At 40.1% G+C, this 18,984-nt stretch carries 16 protein-coding genes and 1 pseudogene; 10 read left to right on the top strand and 7 right to left on the bottom strand.

Annotated elements, in window-relative coordinates; genetic code table 11:
- Positions 1-36: 36 nt before the first annotated feature.
- Together RTR43_RS11735 and RTR43_RS11730 are read left to right on the top strand one after the other, a co-directional pair.
- Complete coding sequence (locus RTR43_RS11735) at positions 37-1,281, top strand: anaerobic sulfatase maturase (protein ID WP_312472097.1); 1,245 nt, start codon at positions 37-39, stop codon at positions 1,279-1,281.
- 207 nt (positions 1,282-1,488) lie between these two features.
- A complete protein-coding gene (locus tag RTR43_RS11730) occupies positions 1,489-2,559 on the top strand; it encodes an LLM class flavin-dependent oxidoreductase (protein ID WP_312472096.1) in 1,071 nt (356 codons plus the stop codon).
- Positions 2,560-2,654: 95 nt separating this feature from the next.
- Here the strand turns inward: RTR43_RS11730 and RTR43_RS11725 are convergent, their stop codons facing one another.
- Positions 2,655-3,128: a DinB family protein gene (locus tag RTR43_RS11725; protein ID WP_312472095.1), complete on the bottom strand. Its 474-nt coding sequence runs from the start codon at positions 3,126-3,128 to the stop codon at positions 2,655-2,657.
- A gap of 351 nt (positions 3,129-3,479) precedes the next feature.
- On the opposite strand from RTR43_RS11725, the gene RTR43_RS11720 reads away from it, so the two are divergent.
- The 3 genes and pseudogenes from RTR43_RS11720 to RTR43_RS11710 all read left to right on the top strand — a co-directional run bounded on the left by RTR43_RS11720 (position 3,480) and on the right by RTR43_RS11710 (position 8,299).
- Entirely contained in the window at positions 3,480-3,905 is a 426-nt protein-coding gene (locus tag RTR43_RS11720) for a DUF1801 domain-containing protein (protein ID WP_312472093.1), read from the top strand.
- Positions 3,906-4,162: 257 nt separating this feature from the next.
- A pseudogene (locus RTR43_RS11715) lies at positions 4,163-7,355 on the top strand (DEAD/DEAH box helicase).
- A 335-nt stretch (positions 7,356-7,690) separates the two neighbouring features.
- Entirely contained in the window at positions 7,691-8,299 is a 609-nt protein-coding gene (locus RTR43_RS11710) for a sterol desaturase family protein (protein WP_312472092.1), read from the top strand.
- Positions 8,300-8,667: 368 nt separating this feature from the next.
- On the opposite strand, the gene RTR43_RS11705 is transcribed toward RTR43_RS11710, so the two are convergent.
- Positions 8,668-9,450 (bottom strand): SDR family NAD(P)-dependent oxidoreductase, encoded by a 783-nt coding sequence (locus RTR43_RS11705; protein ID WP_312472090.1) that lies wholly within the window; start codon positions 9,448-9,450, stop codon positions 8,668-8,670.
- Between the two features lie 46 nt (positions 9,451-9,496).
- On the bottom strand, positions 9,497-9,967 hold the full coding sequence (locus RTR43_RS11700) for a divergent PAP2 family protein (protein ID WP_312472089.1): 471 nt from the start codon (positions 9,965-9,967) through the stop codon (positions 9,497-9,499).
- Between the two features lie 443 nt (positions 9,968-10,410).
- Here RTR43_RS11700 and RTR43_RS11695 point away from each other — a divergent pair, with 443 nt between their 5' ends.
- From RTR43_RS11695 to RTR43_RS11685, 3 genes are all read left to right on the top strand, one after another.
- Positions 10,411-11,145, top strand: a complete 735-nt coding sequence (locus RTR43_RS11695; RefSeq protein WP_312472087.1) for an AzlC family ABC transporter permease — start codon at positions 10,411-10,413, stop codon at positions 11,143-11,145.
- Positions 11,136-11,462: an AzlD domain-containing protein gene (locus tag RTR43_RS11690; RefSeq protein WP_248735590.1), complete on the top strand. Its 327-nt coding sequence runs from the start codon at positions 11,136-11,138 to the stop codon at positions 11,460-11,462. The genes RTR43_RS11695 and RTR43_RS11690 overlap by 10 nt, the downstream gene beginning before the upstream one ends.
- Positions 11,463-11,864: 402 nt before the next feature.
- Entirely contained in the window at positions 11,865-12,191 is a 327-nt protein-coding gene (locus RTR43_RS11685) for a YnfA family protein (protein WP_312472134.1), read from the top strand.
- 116 nt (positions 12,192-12,307) lie between these two features.
- On the opposite strand, the gene RTR43_RS11680 is transcribed toward RTR43_RS11685, so the two are convergent.
- From RTR43_RS11680 to RTR43_RS11665, 4 genes are all read right to left on the bottom strand, one after another.
- The gene (locus RTR43_RS11680) at positions 12,308-13,090 is read right to left on the bottom strand and encodes a putative protein N(5)-glutamine methyltransferase (protein ID WP_312472133.1); all 783 of its coding nucleotides are present in this window, start codon (positions 13,088-13,090) and stop codon (positions 12,308-12,310) included.
- Between the two features lie 181 nt (positions 13,091-13,271).
- Positions 13,272-13,658 (bottom strand): VOC family protein, encoded by a 387-nt coding sequence (locus tag RTR43_RS11675; RefSeq protein ID WP_312472084.1) that lies wholly within the window; start codon positions 13,656-13,658, stop codon positions 13,272-13,274.
- 354 nt (positions 13,659-14,012) lie between these two features.
- A complete protein-coding gene (locus tag RTR43_RS11670) occupies positions 14,013-14,873 on the bottom strand; it encodes an AraC family transcriptional regulator (protein ID WP_312472131.1) in 861 nt (286 codons plus the stop codon).
- Positions 14,874-15,034: 161 nt separating this feature from the next.
- The gene (locus RTR43_RS11665) at positions 15,035-15,880 is read right to left on the bottom strand and encodes a helix-turn-helix transcriptional regulator (protein WP_312472082.1); all 846 of its coding nucleotides are present in this window, start codon (positions 15,878-15,880) and stop codon (positions 15,035-15,037) included.
- Positions 15,881-15,987: 107 nt separating this feature from the next.
- Here RTR43_RS11665 and fabF point away from each other — a divergent pair, with 107 nt between their 5' ends.
- Entirely contained in the window at positions 15,988-17,223 is a 1,236-nt protein-coding gene (gene fabF / locus RTR43_RS11660) for a beta-ketoacyl-ACP synthase II (RefSeq protein WP_312472081.1), read from the top strand.
- A gap of 721 nt (positions 17,224-17,944) precedes the next feature.
- A complete protein-coding gene (locus RTR43_RS11655; RefSeq protein WP_312472080.1) occupies positions 17,945-18,832 on the top strand; it encodes an NAD-dependent epimerase/dehydratase family protein in 888 nt (295 codons plus the stop codon).
- Positions 18,833-18,984: the final 152 nt, after the last annotated feature.

Raw genomic sequence — 18,984 nt, 5'->3', positions numbered from 1 at the left:
TTAGCGTGGATCCCTCTAGAGAAAAGAGGTAATAAATTGGATAAGTACACTAGTTTCCACATTCTGGCTAAGCCAACAGGTCCAATTTGTAATCTAGATTGTACGTATTGCTACTACACGGAAAAGGAAGCTTATTTTCCTAAGGATCATTCCTTCCGAATGTCTGATGCAGTGTTAGAGTCGTATATAAAACAGTATATCGACTCCCAAGATACCTTGGAAATTGTCTTTGCCTGGCAGGGTGGGGAACCACTGTTAATCGGCTTAGATTTCTTTCTTAATGTAGTAACTCTGCAAAAAAAGTATGCGCACGGGAAACACATCACCAATACGATTCAAACGAATGGAACATTAATAACGGAACAATGGTGTGAATTCTTTTCAGCCCAGCACTTTTTGGTAGGTTTAAGCTTAGATGGACCCGAGCATATCCATAATCGATATCGGATGGACCGTGGGGGAAAACCGACCTTTGAATTGGTAATGAAGGCACTTTCGCTGTTAAAGAAACATCGCATCGAATTCAATATTCTTACCTGTGTAACAAAACACTCCGCTTATAAACCGCTAGAAATCTATCACTTTTTTAAGCAACAGGACATTCAATTTATCCAGTTTATCCCGATTGTAGAAAGAAATGTGAATGAAGGAGCGGCAGCGCTGTCCTTACGCCATGCCACTCCTCCTTCTCTAGCTAGCGAAGAAGCTCAACAAACGGTCACTCCCTGGACGGTAGAACCAGAAATGTATGGAGAGTTCCTGATTGAAATATTTAATGAGTGGGTTCAGCAGGATGTCGGATCTGTTTTTGTCATGAATTTTGAATGGGCATTAGCTTCCTGGATAGGAATCCCTTCACCTGTTTGTATTTTTTCGGAAGAGTGTGGTCGAGCCGTCGCAATGGAGCATAATGGTGATCTGTTTTCTTGTGACCATTACGTCTATCCTGACTATCGATTAGGAAATATTTCAGACGGCTTAATCCATTTGATGAATCTGCCAGCCCAGCTTGCCTTTGGAAAGACGAAGCGAGATACACTTCCTACCGTGTGCAAAAATTGCGACGTTCGATTCGCTTGTCATGGCGAATGTCCGAAACATAGATTTCTAGTTACAGAGCAAAATGAGCCGGGATTAAATTATCTATGCGCTTCCTATAAGAACTATTTTAAGCATATTCATCCTTACATGATTAGGATGAAGCAGCTGTTACAAGAGGGTTTACCTGCGTCTAATATTAAAGCAATGATGATGAATCAAGCTGCTCCTTCTAAAATCTAGTTAAGGTGGGACTGAACTACTAAAGAAGAGGATGGGAACATAGGCATTCACACCCATTTAAGGCTGCAGAATATTATGAAGAGGAGCGTTATATATGACGCCCCGAACGACAAGGGTATGGAAAAGGATGACTTTACTAAAACGCTTGATTCATCTTGAAAACAAAATATGAGTAGTCACAAAACAGTGTTTGGGGAGGAGAGTAAGATGGAGGTAGATGCGACAGCTGGACATTCCGGTATGGAAATTGGGATATATTCATTAGCAGATTTAGGGCCTGATCCACAAACAGGGAAAACCATAAGCACAAGACGGCGTTTGGAAGATATAATCGAAGCGGCAAAAATGGCTGATCAGGCAGGACTAGACGTTTTTGGTGTTGGTGAACATCATCGTCTGGACTATGCAGTGTCAGCACCACCAATCGTCTTGTCTGCGATTTCACAAGTCACCAATCGAATTAAACTGACAAGTGCTACGACTGTATTAAATACGGTTGACCCTGTTCGATTATTTGAGGATTTTGCTACACTTGATCTCTTGTCAAACGGACGTGCCGAAATCATTGCAGGACGTGGAGCTTTTACCGAATCTTTCCCTTTATTCGGTTATGATTTGGAAAATTATGATGCTTTGTTTGAAGAGAACATCGAGTTGTTTCTGAAGCTGAACGCTCATGAGAAAGTTTCCTGGAATGGTCGTTTTCGCTCTGCATTGCATGATGCCGAAATTGCCCCGCGGCCAATTCAAAAAAATATTCCCTTATGGGTTGGAGTGGGAGGTACTTCGGAAAGTGCAGCACGAGCAGGTAGATTAGGAGCTGGCTTAGCATTAGCGATTCTCGGAGGCGATCCGATTCGATTTAAACCGTTGGTGGATCAATACCGACAGGCGGCGAATGAAGCAGGTCATCCTCGTGAAGATATGAAGGTTGGAGTAACGGGCCATGTCTATATTTCGGAAACAACGCAGAGGGCAAGAGATGAATTCTACCCTTATCATTCAAATTACTGGGGTTACCTCAATCACCAAGTTGGAATAAGCACCAAGATGTCCAGAGCTGACTTTGAACTGATATCGGGAGCGGAAACGGCTTTATTTGTAGGTAGCTCACAGCAAATTATCGAAAAAATTCTGCGTCAATACGAGCTATTTGGACATCAGCGATTTATTGCCCAAATGGACATAGGTGGTATGCCTTTTAAAAAAGTGGCTGAAAACATTGAGCGGTTGGCAACGGAAGTAGTGCCGGTTGTACGCCGGGAAACGAGAATTTGATTAAAATAGGGGGGAAGACGCCCCCCTCTCAGCTCCAAGAAATATTGTTCTAGCTGCCATATCGACCGGAGGCGATCTTGTTATTTTTATTTTCCTTATGATTCTTTATTTTGGCTAATAAATGATTCAATTTGCGCTATATGTTTTTGGTCATGTTCAATCATACCAACAAAGTACTCGCCAAGAGTGATATGCTCCTTACCAGGAAGTGGCATATCGAATCTTTCCGAATCCAACTCAGCTAGGAGTGATACTAAATGTTGTCTAATAGAAATTAACTCATTGATCAGCTGGTCCTTCGTTATTCCTGATCTGGCATATGTCGATGCTGCCTTGTTTATTTCTTCTACATCAATGGACATTTTAGGGAATGGCTCGTTTTTTACAAGATGCGAAATCCTGTTTTCTATCATAAAATTATCCCAGGATATAAAATGAGAAATAACGTCTGCAGAACCCCATGAACCTTCACGAAATGGCTGGAACCATAAATCATTCGGAATAGCTCTCAAAGAATGAGCCCATTCTACTAAACTTAACTTTCCTTTAATAATATCTTCCTTCTTCATATAAATCCCCCTTTAAAGTTCCTCTCATCGCATTTCTTCTACTATTTAATATCTAAATCCTTCTTTTTTGAAAAATTACTCCTATTAAAGCAGGAAAAACAGTATTAAAAGAGTATAGATTAATAAAATAGATTCAATCCTCATGAAGAATCACATGATTATTTAAAATGAATCATCGTTTATAAAATGAGGGAGATACGAGGGCTAACATTTTTGCATCTGAGGGGAATATAAACCGCATGAAATAGCCTGTGCTTTTCAGACGGTGACTGTAATTTGTTCCATTTACCAATAATGTATTTGAAACCATTTTTCGTCAAACTACTAATTTCAAGACTAGGAGTGATTCTAATGACCTATCAGCAAAAAACAAAAGAAACGGATAACAGTGTTGTGGAGTTTATTGAGAGTGTTGAGAGCACGAAAAAACGTGAGGACGCGTATAAACTAGTAGATATTTTTACTGAAACGACAGGATATGAAGCGAAGATGTGGGGGCCAAGTATTATCGGATTTGGTTCCTATCATTATAAATATGAATCAGGTCATGAAGGGGTTGCCCCATTAGTGGGCTTTTCACCTCGAAAGGCAAAAATAAGTTTGTATTTTGCACCAGGTGATACAAAACGTCAGGAATTGCTCAATAACTTTGGAAAACATACGACTGGGAAAGGGTGTGTGTACATCAATAAGGTAGCAGATATCGATATTGCTGTCTTACAGACGTTAATTAACCAATCCGTCCAGTTTTTGCAAGAGACCTATCCGAATTCTTAAAGTAGCTAGTAGGTTCGACAATGGCGATGCTTCGATTACGAAGGTCGCTTTTTCTATGTTAATACTATCATTAATCATACACAAACATGTGCTGCTGTTTCCAAACTCCTGGGGATTAGGGGAAAGAAGTTATCGAGTGCTCCAAGCTTATGATACAATCGTAATAATTCAATAATAATAAATAGTTGGATGCTAAATTTATCCAAAGCGCAGATAATAGTTGAGACCAACTGATCCTCAAGGGAGGAGCAAGGCACTTGAACATAACATTAAATCAAAAAATGATTCAACAAATGTGCGGTAAGGTCTCCTTTAAACGAGGAGATTATTTTTATCGTACGAATAAAGTAGTCTTTGACCAATACCTTTCTAATCGCTGTCAAGCAACGGTAACAGGAGAGGAAGAGTTCCGTGTTACGATTGAAAAGGATGCCCATGAAGACATTCGAACGGAATGCAGCTGCCCAAAACTAGCTTCATTTGATAAGGATTGTCAGCATATTGCCGCTGTTTTATTGGCGATTTACGACCATCAACTTCGAGGAACCATCCCTGCTGTTTCACCTTCAAACAATCTGGAACTGACAGAAGGATTACGGACTCTTTTCACTGATCAGCCTCACCGATCAAGCGGCCATCAGCTTCACTTTGAAAAAAGAAAAGTGCTTGACGTAGAGTTTACTTGTAAACCAGTCGCGATGGGCATGCGACGGTACATATTCGGTATTGAAATGAATCTCGGTTCGACTAAAGTGGAAAATATCCGCGTTTTTCTGGAGCAAGTAAAAGAAGGGAATCCATGCCAACTTTCCCCTTCCTTCACGTACGACCCGAGTCTGCAATGCTTCCAAGCTGCAACAGATGCGGTTATTCAGCAGCTTATTCAAGTGATTCATGATGAAAAGGTGTTTGGTGACGTTTTGCCAGACAAGGATCACCATCAGAGGCTGCTCCTTCCATCATCATCTTGGGAACGGCTTCTGCCGTTACTTTTAAAAGCACCAGGGGTGAAACTGGAGTATGATGGACGAACCTTTACAGGGTTAGACTTATCCGACGATTCCCTGCCATTACAGTTTGATTTTACAGAAACGGTAGACAAAGGCTATCAACTGACGGTGAAAGGCTTTCATCGGATGGTTGTCCTCGATCCCTATCGCTCTGTTCTATATGAAGGGAAAATAATACAGCTGGAAAGTCAGGACTGTAAACGTCTTTCGGACCTGCAGCGGATGCTAGATGCTTCCGGAACGAATCAAATTCCCATACCAAAAGAACAGATCTATTTTTTTCTGGAAAAAGTGGCTCAAGGTTTAAAAAAAAATTGGCAAGGTTCACATAGCTGAATCATTAACAAAGCAATTTATGAAGACACCTTTGGTTGCCAAGCTCTACTTGGATCGTGTCAAAAATCGCCTCTTGGCGGGACTCGAGTTTCACTACGAAAATATGGTTATCCATCCATTGGAAAGGAAAGACCTCCCGGCAGGCTTCATGTTGATAAGGGATGTGGAAAAGGAAGATGAAATTCTCCAAATCATGGAGGATAGCTCGTTTGCGAAGAATGACGGAGGTTATTTTTTACATAATGAAGAGCTTGAATATGAGTTTTTGTACCATGTCGTACCAAAGCTCCAAACGCTTGTTCAAATTTATGCAACGACGGCCGTAAGAAATCGGATATCCAGAGGGAATGTACGTCCGCAAGTGAGGGTGAAGGTCAAAAAGGAACGGACCAATTGGCTTGAATTCAAATTTGAAATGGACGGCATACCTGAAAAACAGATACGGGATGTATTAGATGCTTTAGAGGAAAAACGGAAATATTATCGTTTGCCCAATGGATCACTGCTCTCGTTACAGACGAGAGAAATCGAGGAAATTCAACGTTTTCTTCATTCACCACTTGTCCAGGATAAGGATATCGCTAGTGGCTTGGATTTACCAATCGAAAAGAGCCTTCAACTTCTTGATTCTGTTGATGTGAGCGATGCCTTCAAGCTAGAGGCGTCCTTCCATCAGTTCCTTGATCACATCAGAAATCCTGGCCGGTTGGAGTTTGAAGTACCAACGAGCTTAGAAAATATCCTCAAAGATTATCAAAAGCTCGGATTTAAATGGATGAAGACCCTTGCCTATTATGGCTTCGGAGGGATTTTAGCAGATGATATGGGACTGGGAAAAACGATCCAAAGCATCGCGTTTATCGTATCCGTGCTTCCTGAAATCCGTAATGAAAAGCTGCCAGTCCTTGTTGTTTGCCCATCCTCTTTGACGTATAACTGGCTTAGCGAAATGAAGAGATTTGCTCCTACCTTACAAGCGGTTGTCATCGATGGAAATAAAGCCGAGCGGTCTAAGTTACTGAAAGAAATAACGGATATCGATGTGTTGATTACCTCCTATCCGTTATTGCGGCGGGACATTACCTTTTTTGCGAAACCATCCTTTCATACAGTATTTTTTGATGAGGCCCAAGCATTTAAAAATCCATTGACCCAAACAGCACGTGCGGCTAAGAAGCTACAATCCAATAATCGCTTTGCCCTTACTGGTACACCAGTTGAGAATTCTCAAGAGGAGCTGTGGTCGATTTTTCACGTGGTCTTTCCAGAACTTTTCATGGGGCTAAAGGAATATAGCAAGCTTTCAAGGAAAAACATTGCACGGAGAATCCGGCCATTTTTACTTCGCCGGTTGAAGGAGGATGTCCTTTCAGAGCTCCCTGAAAAAATAGAATCCCTGGAATCAGTGGAGCTACTTCCTGAACAAAAGAAGCTGTATGCGGCCTATTTGGCGAAATTAAGACACGACACATTGAAGCAGCTGGACAAAGATACCATTCGGAAAAATCGCATCAAAATTTTAGCGGGTTTGACGCGCCTGCGGCAGATTTGCTGTCACCCAAGCTTGTTTGTCGACGGTTATAAAGGTAGCTCCGCGAAATTTGAACAACTCTTACAGATTGTCGAGGAATCAAAGCAGTCTGGAAGACGGGTGCTGATTTTTTCACAGTTTACGAAAATGCTTGAGCTTATTGGTAGAGCGTTAACGATGAAAGGGTTACCTTACTTTTACCTTGATGGACAAACCCCTTCAGAAGAACGAGTGGAAATCTGCCACCGATTTAATCAGGGGGAACGCGATTTATTCCTCATTTCCTTGAAAGCAGGAGGGACAGGCCTGAACCTGATGAGTGCGGATACCGTTATTTTATATGACACCTGGTGGAATCCGGCCGTCGAGGAACAAGCAGCTGATCGTGCCCACCGGATGGGTCAGAAAAATGTTGTCCAAGTCATTAAGCTGGTTGCCCATGGAACCATCGAAGAAAAAATGAATGAACTACAAGATAAAAAGCGACATCTCATTGAAGAAATCATAGATTCTGAGGAGAAAATAATGTCTTCTCTTACCGAAGAAGATATTAGGGATATATTGATGATTTAAATAATTGATGAATTATGATTCATCTAGTGTGGAGCATTTGGAAAAAGGAAACAATAAAAAGAACCCTTAATTCAATTTTAAGGGTTCTTTTTGAAGAATTGACCTATTGTTCTGCCCACTGGTTACTACTAGCACTATATAATTAGTTTTAAGAAAAAATTCCCCAAAAAATGGTTGCGAATGGAATGGGTATTTATTATAATCAGCCTCCTTACTAAAGCTAGACAAGACGAATGGGTTTATGAAGGTGTATAAAAAGTTAATGAAATTTTAATGATATATTTTTCAGAATATTATAAAATTAAAGTATTACAGTGTAATAAGGGGAGTGTGTGATGAAGGGGCTATATCGCGATTTCTTTTTTCATTTTGATGTTCTGGTCATGTTCTTGTTGTTTTTTGCAGGATTAATATTTGTGCTTATGACAGGAGTGAAGATTTCAATGATTTTATTTTTCCTCCTGGGGCTCTTTGTTTTTGTCTTAAGTGAATATTTTACTCACCGTTTTTTATTTCATTTAAAAGCACCTAAGAATCCTTTGTTTCTAAAATTTTTAAAGAGAATCCATTATGACCACCACGTGTATCCAAATGATTTAAAGCTTTTATTTCTGCCCTTATGGTATAGTCTTCCCAATTTTCTTATTATTTCAGCCGTTTTTTTTTACTTTTCACGTGACCTAACTGAAACGGTGGTGTTTGGACTAGGTTTAATGGCGATGTTATTAACGTATGAATGGAAGCATTATGTGGCACATCGACCTCTGAAGCCGAAAACAAAATTTGGAAAATGGGCTAAGAAAACGCATATTCTTCATCATTACAAAAATGAAAATTATTGGTTTGGCGTTAGCAATCCGATTGTCGATGTCATATTTGGTACGTTTAAAGAGGAAAAAGAAGTGGAATCAAGTAAGACAGCTAAAAACTTGGAAATGAGATAATATATAAGAACAACCAAGGTACAATACTTAACGGAGTGATCATGGTGATGTGGTTATGATTTTTAATGTCTGAATACTCTGTTTTTTACCAAAGCAAAGAGGGAATGATTCCTCGGAAATTCAGTTGAGGATTGGAGTAAGTAATAATGAATACTCCTCTGACTAAAGCTGTTTGTTCTAACAAGGATAAGCTGGACTGCTGTTGGTTTGTTTACCATAGAGCAGTCCAGCTTATGACATCGAGGGTTTAGGAACGAGGCTAGATTCCTAGTAATCTAGCCTATACGTGGCTAAACGGAAGAGTGCTTATTTTTTTAGTCAGTTTGCAAATTTTTTTCAAAGAAATCTTCTATAGAGTGGTCGAGCATTCATAAAACGCCAGCTAATCCACCATCTATATTCACTGCTGTCCCTGTTACATAAGAGGCAGCATCTGATGCGAGGAATGTAATCACTTTAGCAGCCTCGTCCGTATTTCCAATACGCCCTAAAGGGATATGATGATCTGAATTCCTTGAAAATTGTTCCCATGTAGATTCAGGCGCTGTTTGTTTCCACTTTCTTTCAATTTGAGCACTTCGGATTAGACCAATACATACGGTGTTAACACGGATATTGTCAGGACCAAGATCTTTGCTCATCGCCTTAGTAAGAGCCATGCCTGCTGCTCGGCTCACAGTAGTTGGTAAAGAAGAAGCGGGTGGAGTTTTGGCAATGGCCGCCGTCACATTCACAATTGCCCCTCCTCCAACCTGACGCATATAGGGAATGGCATACCGCGAACAATGGATCGCACCAAATAATTTTAAATCGAGGTCATGATGCCATAGTTCGGTTCCCACTTGTTCAAATGGGTGCGCTGAAGAAGTACCAGCATTATTGATTAAAATGTCGATTCGACCATATTTATCGGCTGTAGCAGTTACAATTCTTTTACAATCATCTTCCTTCGTTACATCCGCCTCTAGGTATAATACTTCAGTGCCTGTTTTTTCAAAAATAAAGGTTGCAGCTGTTTTTAGATTTTCACCATTTCTTGCACAAATAGCGACGTTAGCACCTTCAATAACTAAATTTAGAGCTGTTTCTAATCCAATTCCTTTACTTGCCCCTGTTATTAATGCTACTTTTCCTTTTAATCCTAAGTCCATAATGGGCTCCTTTCTGAAAAGAATAAAACTTAACCTAACACGATGATTAAAACGGATAGAACTGATAAGTTAGAATACCAACGATGATACCTGTTATCGCTCCAAAAAAAACTTCTGCAGGTTGATGTCCTAATAATTCTTTTAGTTTTTCTCTTGACTCTGTTTTCTTTAAATTCGGGTCTTTTAAAGTTTCGATGAGAAGATTGAAATTAGCTAACAAGGTATTTAAAACCTCCGCATGGTATCCTGCATGTCTTCGAACCCCAGTAGCATCATGCATGACAATGAGGGATACGACCACACAAATGGCAAACTCATTGGAATAAACTCCTGTAGTGATTCCAATGGCTGTAGTCAAAGAAATAATTGTAGATGTATGAGAACTAGGCATTCCACCAGTACTAAACATCAGGTTCCATTTTAATTCTCTAGAGGTTATATAGTGGATGGGGATTTTTACAAATTGGGCGATCAACATACCTAAAAGCGCTGCCAAAATGGGATAGGATAAAAACATCGTTCTCCTCCTAATTATTGTTTGTGCTTAGAATATGACATTAAAACCAAAATGATGAAAATGATTAAATTTTTGATCTTTACGTTTAACGCGTTCTTTCAGTAATACTACATTACGCTCATTCTAGAGGCAATATATTTGGATGAAGATTTTAATGCAATGTCAGAATATATTTTTCAAAAGTTATCGAATAACTATTCAATACAAACAAAGTCAGGCACTGAATGCCTTATTTTTTTCAAAATATTGAATATTGCTATAGTACCTATTATAATACCTTTGAACAATCATTTGATTTTCTTGAAAAAAATCTTTCTGCTTTAGAAAGTGAACAACAAGTAACCTGTTCTTGTGGTTACCGGAAAACAGTTCAAGTAATCCGAACCGAATTTTCCTTTACTATTTCGCTGTTTCACTACAAAGATGACGAAGGAGGGGATAGAGTGAGTCTATCGAACGCCGAAATAGAATCAGCGGTCAATCCAAGTGACGAGGATTCCTTTGTCCTAGGTGTAAAGGATTGTATCCCAACACTATTGGGTTACTTAAGTATTGGATTTGCTGCAGGTGTTGTTGAAAAGACGGCAGGTCTTAGCATTGCGGAGATTGCCCTGTTAAGTTTCGTTCTTTATGCTGGTTCAGCTCAATTTATTGCAGCGGGAATGATTGCCGCTAATAGTTCAACCACAGCCATTATTATTACCATTTTCTTTGTCAACGTTCGTCACATTCTACTTAGCGCGGCCCTTTCGCCTTATTTTCGCCATCTTTCACCTTTTAAGAATATGCTCATCGGAACGCTGCTTACCGATGAAACGTTTGGCGTTGCCATTAATAAAGCGGCACATAAGAGAAACATTAGTGAGAAATGGATGCACGGGCTAAATATTACAGCATGGTTAAACTGGGTGATGGCCAATATCGCCGGTGCCTATTTTGGAAATTGGATTTCAAATCCTGAAAAATTCGGGTTAGATTATGCCTTGCCGGCCATGTTTATTGGGCTTCTGGTTCTCTCGATGTTAGGTCGAAAAAAAATCAAACTGGATGTTGTCGTTGCCATCATCGCAGTGGTTATTGCTGTTGGCATCAGCTCCGTGTTTTCAAGCAGTCTAGGTGTGATTGCGGCAACAATTATTGCTTCAACGATAGGGATGGTGTTGGAAAAATGGAAGTAAGATGGGCGATTCTTTTGATTATTTTAGGAACAGCGATTGTCACATTCATTCCCAGGGTGCTGCCGCTGATGGTACTTAGCCGCTTTGAACTGCCTGAATGGGGGATACGATGGTTAAGTTTTATACCCATTTCTGTAATGGCTGCCTTAGTAGGTCAAGAGATTCTCATGGCTGATGGTGAAATTTCGCTATCTGCTGGGAACGTTGAAATACTAGCTGCTATCCCCACCTTTTTCATTGCGATAAAGACACGGAGTTTATTAGCCACTGTCCTGACAGGAATTATATCCTTGATGATATTACGATTTTTATTTTGAAAAATGTATTTTGTTGTAAATAATATTAAGGGAAGTATATTTCGCAACACTATAGATTTTGTTTTAATGGTAAAGTTCACCATTTTAAAGGTGGAAATAATGCATAGAGAGTGGAAGTTTTAGCTGATCATGTAGCATGGTTATTTCCATAAGACGCAGAGAACTCTGATAGCAAATTATTTGTTATTCAGAGTTCTTTTTTATTTTTTCCTGTGCAGCCGCTAATTATTACCGAGGCAGACAGCTTATTCCTTGCCACAAGTGGACAAGCTGATTTTTGTAAGGAGCAAATCATTTATTTTCTTATTCAACAAATTTATTTTGAGGAGATATCCATTGATTTTTTGGTGGTTTTTTGCTTAAGTTTAATGAGAAATGCTTGGATTTAGGAGCGTGGCTATTATTTTTTATTCAATACTATTATTTATTTTTGCAGGATTGGCGGAAATTGGTGGGGGCTATTTAATTTGGTTATGGCTGAAAGAAGACAAGTCATTTTGGTTCGGAATAATCGGCGGCATCATCTTAATTCTGTATGGGATTATCCCGACACTACAAAAGTTTCCTTCTTTTGGAAGGGTATATGCTGCTTATGGGGGCGTGTTTATTTTTCTTGCGGTATTATGGGGCTGGGGTGTTGATAAAAAGGCTCCTGATACCTACGATTGCATTGGTGCAATGATTTGTTTAATTGGTGTCTCTGTTATGCTATGGGCACCAAGACATTGATGATTGGCGCCCGCACACTCGTGACTTTAGTCGTGAGTGTGCGGGTGTTTTTTTTTGTTTTTTTAGAGTTAAAATATGACAAAAGAACTGGTAAGGCCTAGCTGGGCGTATTCATTCTAGAGGGCGGGCCAGGTTCCAATTACGACAGTAGCGTCCAGTTCGTCGTAATTTGCCACCCGTGGGATTAACCCGTTCCGAGCAAAGATCTCAACGGTTTGCATGGCTTGTTGCTGGCTAGTCTCGACCAGTAGATGACCGCCGGGAGCCAACCAGAGTGGAGCCTCAGTAGCCACCTTTCGCTGGATGTCCAGACCGTCCGTGCCCCCGTCGAGCGCCACCCGCGCCTCATGTTCGCGCGCCTCCTGGGGTAACAGCTTGATTGCCTCGGTAGGTACGTAAGGTGCGTTTGCGACCAGGACGTCGACGCGGCCACGCAGTTTAGATGGCAGTGGCTGATAGAGGTCACCTTCGTACACGTTACCAACGGCAGAAGTAACATTGCGGCGGGCACACCGCACTGAGACTGGGTCGATATCAATTGCATGCAACTCGATCCCTCCAAGAGCTGCAGCCAGCGCGACGCCCACGGCACCAGTGCCGCAGCATAGGTCAACGACGATGGCCCCAGGCATGGCCAGGGCAGCTGCCTGGTGGACGAGAAACTCGGTGCGGCGACGGGGTACGAAGACTCCTGGCTCCACCGCTATACGAATACTGCAGAAATCCGCCCAACCAATGATGTGTTCGAGGGGAAAACCGGCTTCTCGTCGTTCCACCATGGCGGCAAGGGTGTCCGGCGTCCGTGCCTCTGAGATAAGCAACCGGGTCTCATCTTCTGCGAAAACACAACCTGCGGTCCGAAGCCTGGTGATTATAGATTTTTCCATTTCGTCGTCCATATAAAAATTCATTGGCTTTCCCATTATTTCACGACCCTTAATACCTTGTTATGTTTATTATTATTGATAATTCGTTAAAAATTTCCGGAATCCTTTATCAACTCTCCTAATTCTTAGACGAATAAGAAAAAAGGCGAGCTTCATCTTGAAGAATCTCACCGTTTAGTATAATAAATATTCGTTAAGATACATCCTTACATAGCATCAATACGTTACCATCTAGGTCTTTAAAAACAAAATAAAAATCGTCCTCAATCTCTGACAATAATTCAACATTATTTTCTTTCAAAAATTGATATGAGGCTTGAATATCATCCGTTACAAACTGAATGGATGGTACTTGATAAGTTGAAATGTTACCATTTTCATCTCTCCACTTTGGCATCGTATCTAAAATTAATCCTGCAGTCCCATCCATAGGAGCATTATATAAATGACCAAAATATATTTCTCCACCTTCCAAACCAAGCATTTTACTATACCACTTTTTTGCTTTCTCAAGGTCACGAACAGGAATAAACACACCACCGATACGGTTTTTTAAAGGTGTTTTTATAGGTGTATTCACTAACAACATACCTCCTTATATAATGTAAGCTATATACTGATTATCGAAAATTCCGATAATTCTTTTTAAACTGTTCAACTGCTACCTTTAGTATAAGAAAAAACTCGACACCTTCATATTGAACATTCGCATTCTACAGTTGAACAAGGAAATACGTGACTAGTCTGATAAAAATCCATCAATGTAGGTAAATGAACGGACTTCTAATTGAGGGAAGTCCGTTTCTTTTATTAAAGTATGTGTAACCATAGCCGTTCAACTTATTTTCAGAGGGGCCCCAATGGAATTGCGAACAGAGATGGCCCCTGTTCGCATTGCAATCGTGAGTTTAATATTAAATTGATTTGACGGGTCTTACATTAACGGTATCCAAATTTCAGAGTAATAATCAGGACTTGATGGGTCTCCGTCAGAGTAGACTTCCATTTCAGGAGTGCCAGCATGCTGATAGTGACTTGATGGGAACCATTCTGAGAAGATTTGTTTCCATGCTTGCTGAATGGCATCGGGCATTGGTCCGTGAACTTCGAATACCCCCCATTTCGATGCAGGGATTTCTAGCTGCAATAAACCATCGGGCGCGTCACCATCATATTCTGCAGCAATCCAATAATCCATTAATTGCGATCCTTGGTCCCGTTTATCCACACATACCCCGACTACGCCTTTAATTTGACCATTATTCAACTTAAATAATAGGTCGTTGGTGCCATCTACGTGAACGTCATTCCACATTTTTGGTATTGCTATTAAATTCTCGCCATTGACACATGAAAACTCTCGCTTAACTCCAACTACTTGAAAACTTTCTCTTTCGACAATTTTGTAATTCATAGGATCTGCTCCTTTCAGACTCACCTGAATCACCAGGCGGTTATAAGATTTCATTTTTCCAGAATGATTCCTTGCTTGACTAGGTGTAAGGCCATGCTGTCGGCGAAATGCTTTCGTAAATGCCTCGGGAGTGTCATAGCCATATTTAAGGGCGATATCAATGATTTTACTGCTTGTATTGTAGAGTTCTTGGGCCGCAAGAGATAAACGTCTGCGGCGGATATATTCCCCTACAGTTATATCCGTTAAGATTGAAAAAGTACGTTGAAAGTGAAAGGCCGAAACATTTGCCTGTTTTGCAATACTTTCAATTGAAATCGGTTCTAGTAAATGTTCCTCTATATATTCAATTGCCTTCTGTAAAGACTCAACCCAGCCTATATCGCTCACTCCTTAATTTCATATTAACAGTCATCCAATGTGAATTCCTGTCAATTTGTGCGGTGCTTGAACAGGTTTCTCTTAGCTTTATTTTTGCCCTATTTTACTAGATTTGTCCAACATGGAAAAATGCTAGGGTAAATATTTCAGCTTAGTATGGTTCAGTCACTGTTTTTATTCATTAAATTTTTTAATTTCTCTTCTGTTGCGGAGCCTTCTAATGGCGTATAGATGCTGAGTCGTAAATCATTATCCCCTTGTAACTGAAGCGAGGTTAAATTAAAAAGCATTTTTCTTGCCTTGGCATGTCTTAATTCAATTTGAACATCTGGAGCAGTACTAACCTGGCTATCAAGCCAAAGCGTCTGGAATTCTTGGTGATGCTCACTCATCTCCTCAATAAATTGTTTGTACCAGTCTTCTCCGGCATATTGGCCGTAGTATACACGAAAAATGGCGAGAAATCCTTTGACAAAGTGCTCCCAATTGACAGCTAGTGACCGTAGCTCTTTTCTTTTAAACACTAAGCGAATTAAGTTTCGCTCTTCCACTGGGACCTGGTCAAAATCGAGAAAAACATGGGCTGCCGCCTGATTCCAACCGATAATTTGACAATAACGGTCGGTTACAACAGTTGGACAATACTTCAATTCCTTGAGGATTTTCTCTAAAGAAGGACTGATTTTTGGTTGTTCCACTGATTTCATAGTGCTTATTACGTGTGTATCCAATGCTAAATCATATAAATATTTCCGTTCATCATTGGTTAATTGTAAGGCAGTAGCTATGCAATCTAGCACAACAGAGGAAACCTTTATATCTCTTCCTTGCTCTAACCAGGTATACCAAGTAGTGCTGACACCTGCTAACTGGGCCACTTCCTCTCTCCTGAGACCTGGAGTTCTTCTTCTGATTCCTACTGGCAATCCGACAGATTCTGGTTGGATTTTGGAACGTTTAGATTTTAAAAAATCTGAAAGGGCAGCTAATCTGGTGTGGTTATTCAAACTCGATCCCTCCAAACATGGTGGTAGTTATACTAGTATAAACCATAACTTGTAATAGGATAACTATTAGGTAAAATAGGAGTAACACGGTAAAGGAGGAAGAGAGAATGGAGAGAGTAGTCATTACAGGAATGGGCGTCATTTCACCACTCGGCAATGATGTTGCAACATTCTGGGGGAATTTAATCGAAGGAAAATCCGGCATTTCTACCATTGATAGATTTGATACGACACAGCATAAAACTAAAATTGCAGGGCTTGTGAAGAATTTTGACGCCAATACCTTATTAGGTCGTAAGGAGGCAAGAAGATTAGATCCATTCTGTCATTTTGCGATAGCTGCAGCAGAACAAGCATGGAATCAATCGGGGCTAGACCACCAGACGATTGATTCAGAGCGATTTGGTGTCTATGTTGGCTCAGGAATAGGCGGGATTGAAACCTTAATCAATAATATGGATTCGTTGCGTGCAAGAGGACCAAGAAAAGTTAGCCCAATGTTGGTGCCCGCAATCATCTCTAATATGGCTGCAGCACAAATAAGCATAAAATATCAGGCAATGGGACCTAGCATGTCACCTGTAACAGCTTGTTCCATCGGAAATACTGCGATTGGCGAAGCGTTTCGCTTGATCCGCTATGGCGGAGCAGATGTCATGTTTGCCGGTGGGGCCGAATCGGCAATCACGGAGTTATCGTTAGCTAGTTTTGAGAATGCGACTGCTTTATCCACGAGGAATGACGAACCTGCAAAATCGAGCCGGCCATTTGATGCGAATCGTGATGGATTTGTCATGGCAGAAGGTGCTGGTATCTTAATTTTAGAATCGTTATCGCATGCAGTAGCGAGGAATGCAACGATTTTTGCAGAAGTAATTGGGTATGGTGCTAGTTCCGATGCCTATCATATGGTAGCCTCACATCCAGAAGGAAAAGGGGCGTATATAGCGATGAAATCTGCATTACGTGATGCCGCCCTTTCTACAAATGAGATTGATGTAATTAGCGCGCATGCAACAAGTACGGAAGTAGGTGATCGTTCCGAAACAGAAGCAATTAAGAGGCTGTTTGGAACTGAAGCCAATCAAGTTCCGATTACAGCAAACAAGTCGATGACCGGCCATATGTTAGGTGCAGCGGGTGGAGTCGAAGCCATCGCCTTAATAAAAAGCATCGAAGCAGGAATCATTCCGCCAACAATCAATCAAGAACAACCGGATCCATCATGCGATTTAGATTATGTTCCAAATACTGCCCGTGAGGCAAAACTACAAATTGGCTTATCCAATTCTTTTGGCTTCGGCGGCCACAATGCCGTCATTGTTTTAAAAAAATATCGCTAAGTAAAAGAATCCTAGATAACAATGGTAAAACAATGAATATGATTGGAATTTTAAAAAGGATAATGACGATTCAGACATTAGTGGAAGTGGTAGAGAAACATCAACCACACGAAGCAGCAGATTTGGTTGTAGATGAAACAAAGTAAGACTATTTAAGGAGTGTCTGTATGCTGGGATAGTTTAGTGGCATCCGTTACTCACGGGTTTATCAACTGGAAACCGCCAGAATGGGTCAGTCATTATAGCTATTCTCTTTTAAAAAGGCTCTTTTTCTAAAGATTGTTACTTTTATTGAAATGGAAGGACGATTTGACCATTACCCTTCAACTCGCTGATATAACATAAAAAGTCGCTGATAAATGAAACATATTCGCTGATAAACCATTTAAACTCTTTGGTAATTTGAATATAGCAAGACCTTTTAGAGAAAAATTGGTTTAATTCGCCTTTAAAATCATGAAGCGGAAAAAATCACCATCTCAATTAAAGAAATTAGGCAAATTTAGTAAGAAAAGCAACAGTTTTTACGAAAACAACCTTTAAATAAATGATTTTACTCCTACACTTGAGATTCTTGATGAAATAGTGTGAAATAATTTTGAATATTATTACATTTAATTTTATACTGTTTTTAACTGCACTAATAAGAGTCTCTGATTCAATAACAATGCAAGAATCTAAGTGACCGGAATACATAGGTAGTAGAAGGGGGTAACGTTTCATGAAATCTGCATTAATACTCGGTGGAACACAATTTGTTGGAAAAAGGTTAGTCCAATTATTATTAGCAGAAGGGATTGAAGTGACAATCGCGACGAGGGGAATGACATCCGATTCCTTCGGTGATCATGTATCAAGATTGAAAATCACTCGCGAAGATGCTGATTCTTTACAACAAGCGTTTAGAAATAAGAAGTGGGATGTTGTCTTTGATCAGACATGTTATTCGTCTCAAGAAGCTTTAGACACGCTGGAGGCATTAGCTGGAAAAATTCAAAAATACGTATTTACTTCCAGTCAGGCTGTCTACGATTTTGGAACAATTCATAAGGAAGAAAACTTTGATGCACTTGAGTATCAGCCAACCTTAAAAAATAGAAAAGAGTACTCAGGCTATGTTGGATACCAGGAAGCAAAGCGAGCAGCTGAAGCGATTCTTTTTCAAAATGCAAAAGTTCCAGTTGTGGCCGTCCGCTTTCCAATCATTGTTGGAAAAGATGATTATACTAATCGGTTGAAATTCCACGTTGAGCATGTAAAAGAAGAGAAAGCTATGTTCATTGAAAATCCTGACTTACGATATAGCTTTATCGATTCAGATGAGGCAGCAAAGTTTTTATTAAGTATGGTAAAGTCCGATTATCAGGGAGCTATTAATCCAGGCTCTAAAGGTGATATTAGTTTAAGAGAATTAGTGAAGTTAATCGAGGATTTTTCTGAAACAAAGGCAATCTTTCATGTAGATGGAGATCCTTCTCCATATAATTTGCCCGGATCGTGGTCAGTCGATATTCAGCGCGCCCAGTCATTAGGGTATCAGTTTACATCACTAGATCAATTGTTAAACCAATTAATTCACCACTATTTGCAGGAGTCACCCCATAACTGATTTGAAAAAAAGTGGGGATACCTGAAATGAAATAGGAAAAAATCTTTCATGAGGTAACTGACCCCAACAAATTAAGTGAACTTTTTATTACAAGTTTTAAATATTCATTTTTTCTTATTATAATAGTATAAAATGAGGATGGGGGAGAAAGT

It is taken from the genome of Neobacillus sp. (assembly GCF_031988165.1).
Lineage (GTDB): Bacteria > Bacillota > Bacilli > Bacillales > Cytobacillaceae > Neobacillus > Neobacillus rhizosphaerae.
This window is presented reverse-complemented; position numbering and strand designations above follow the sequence as displayed.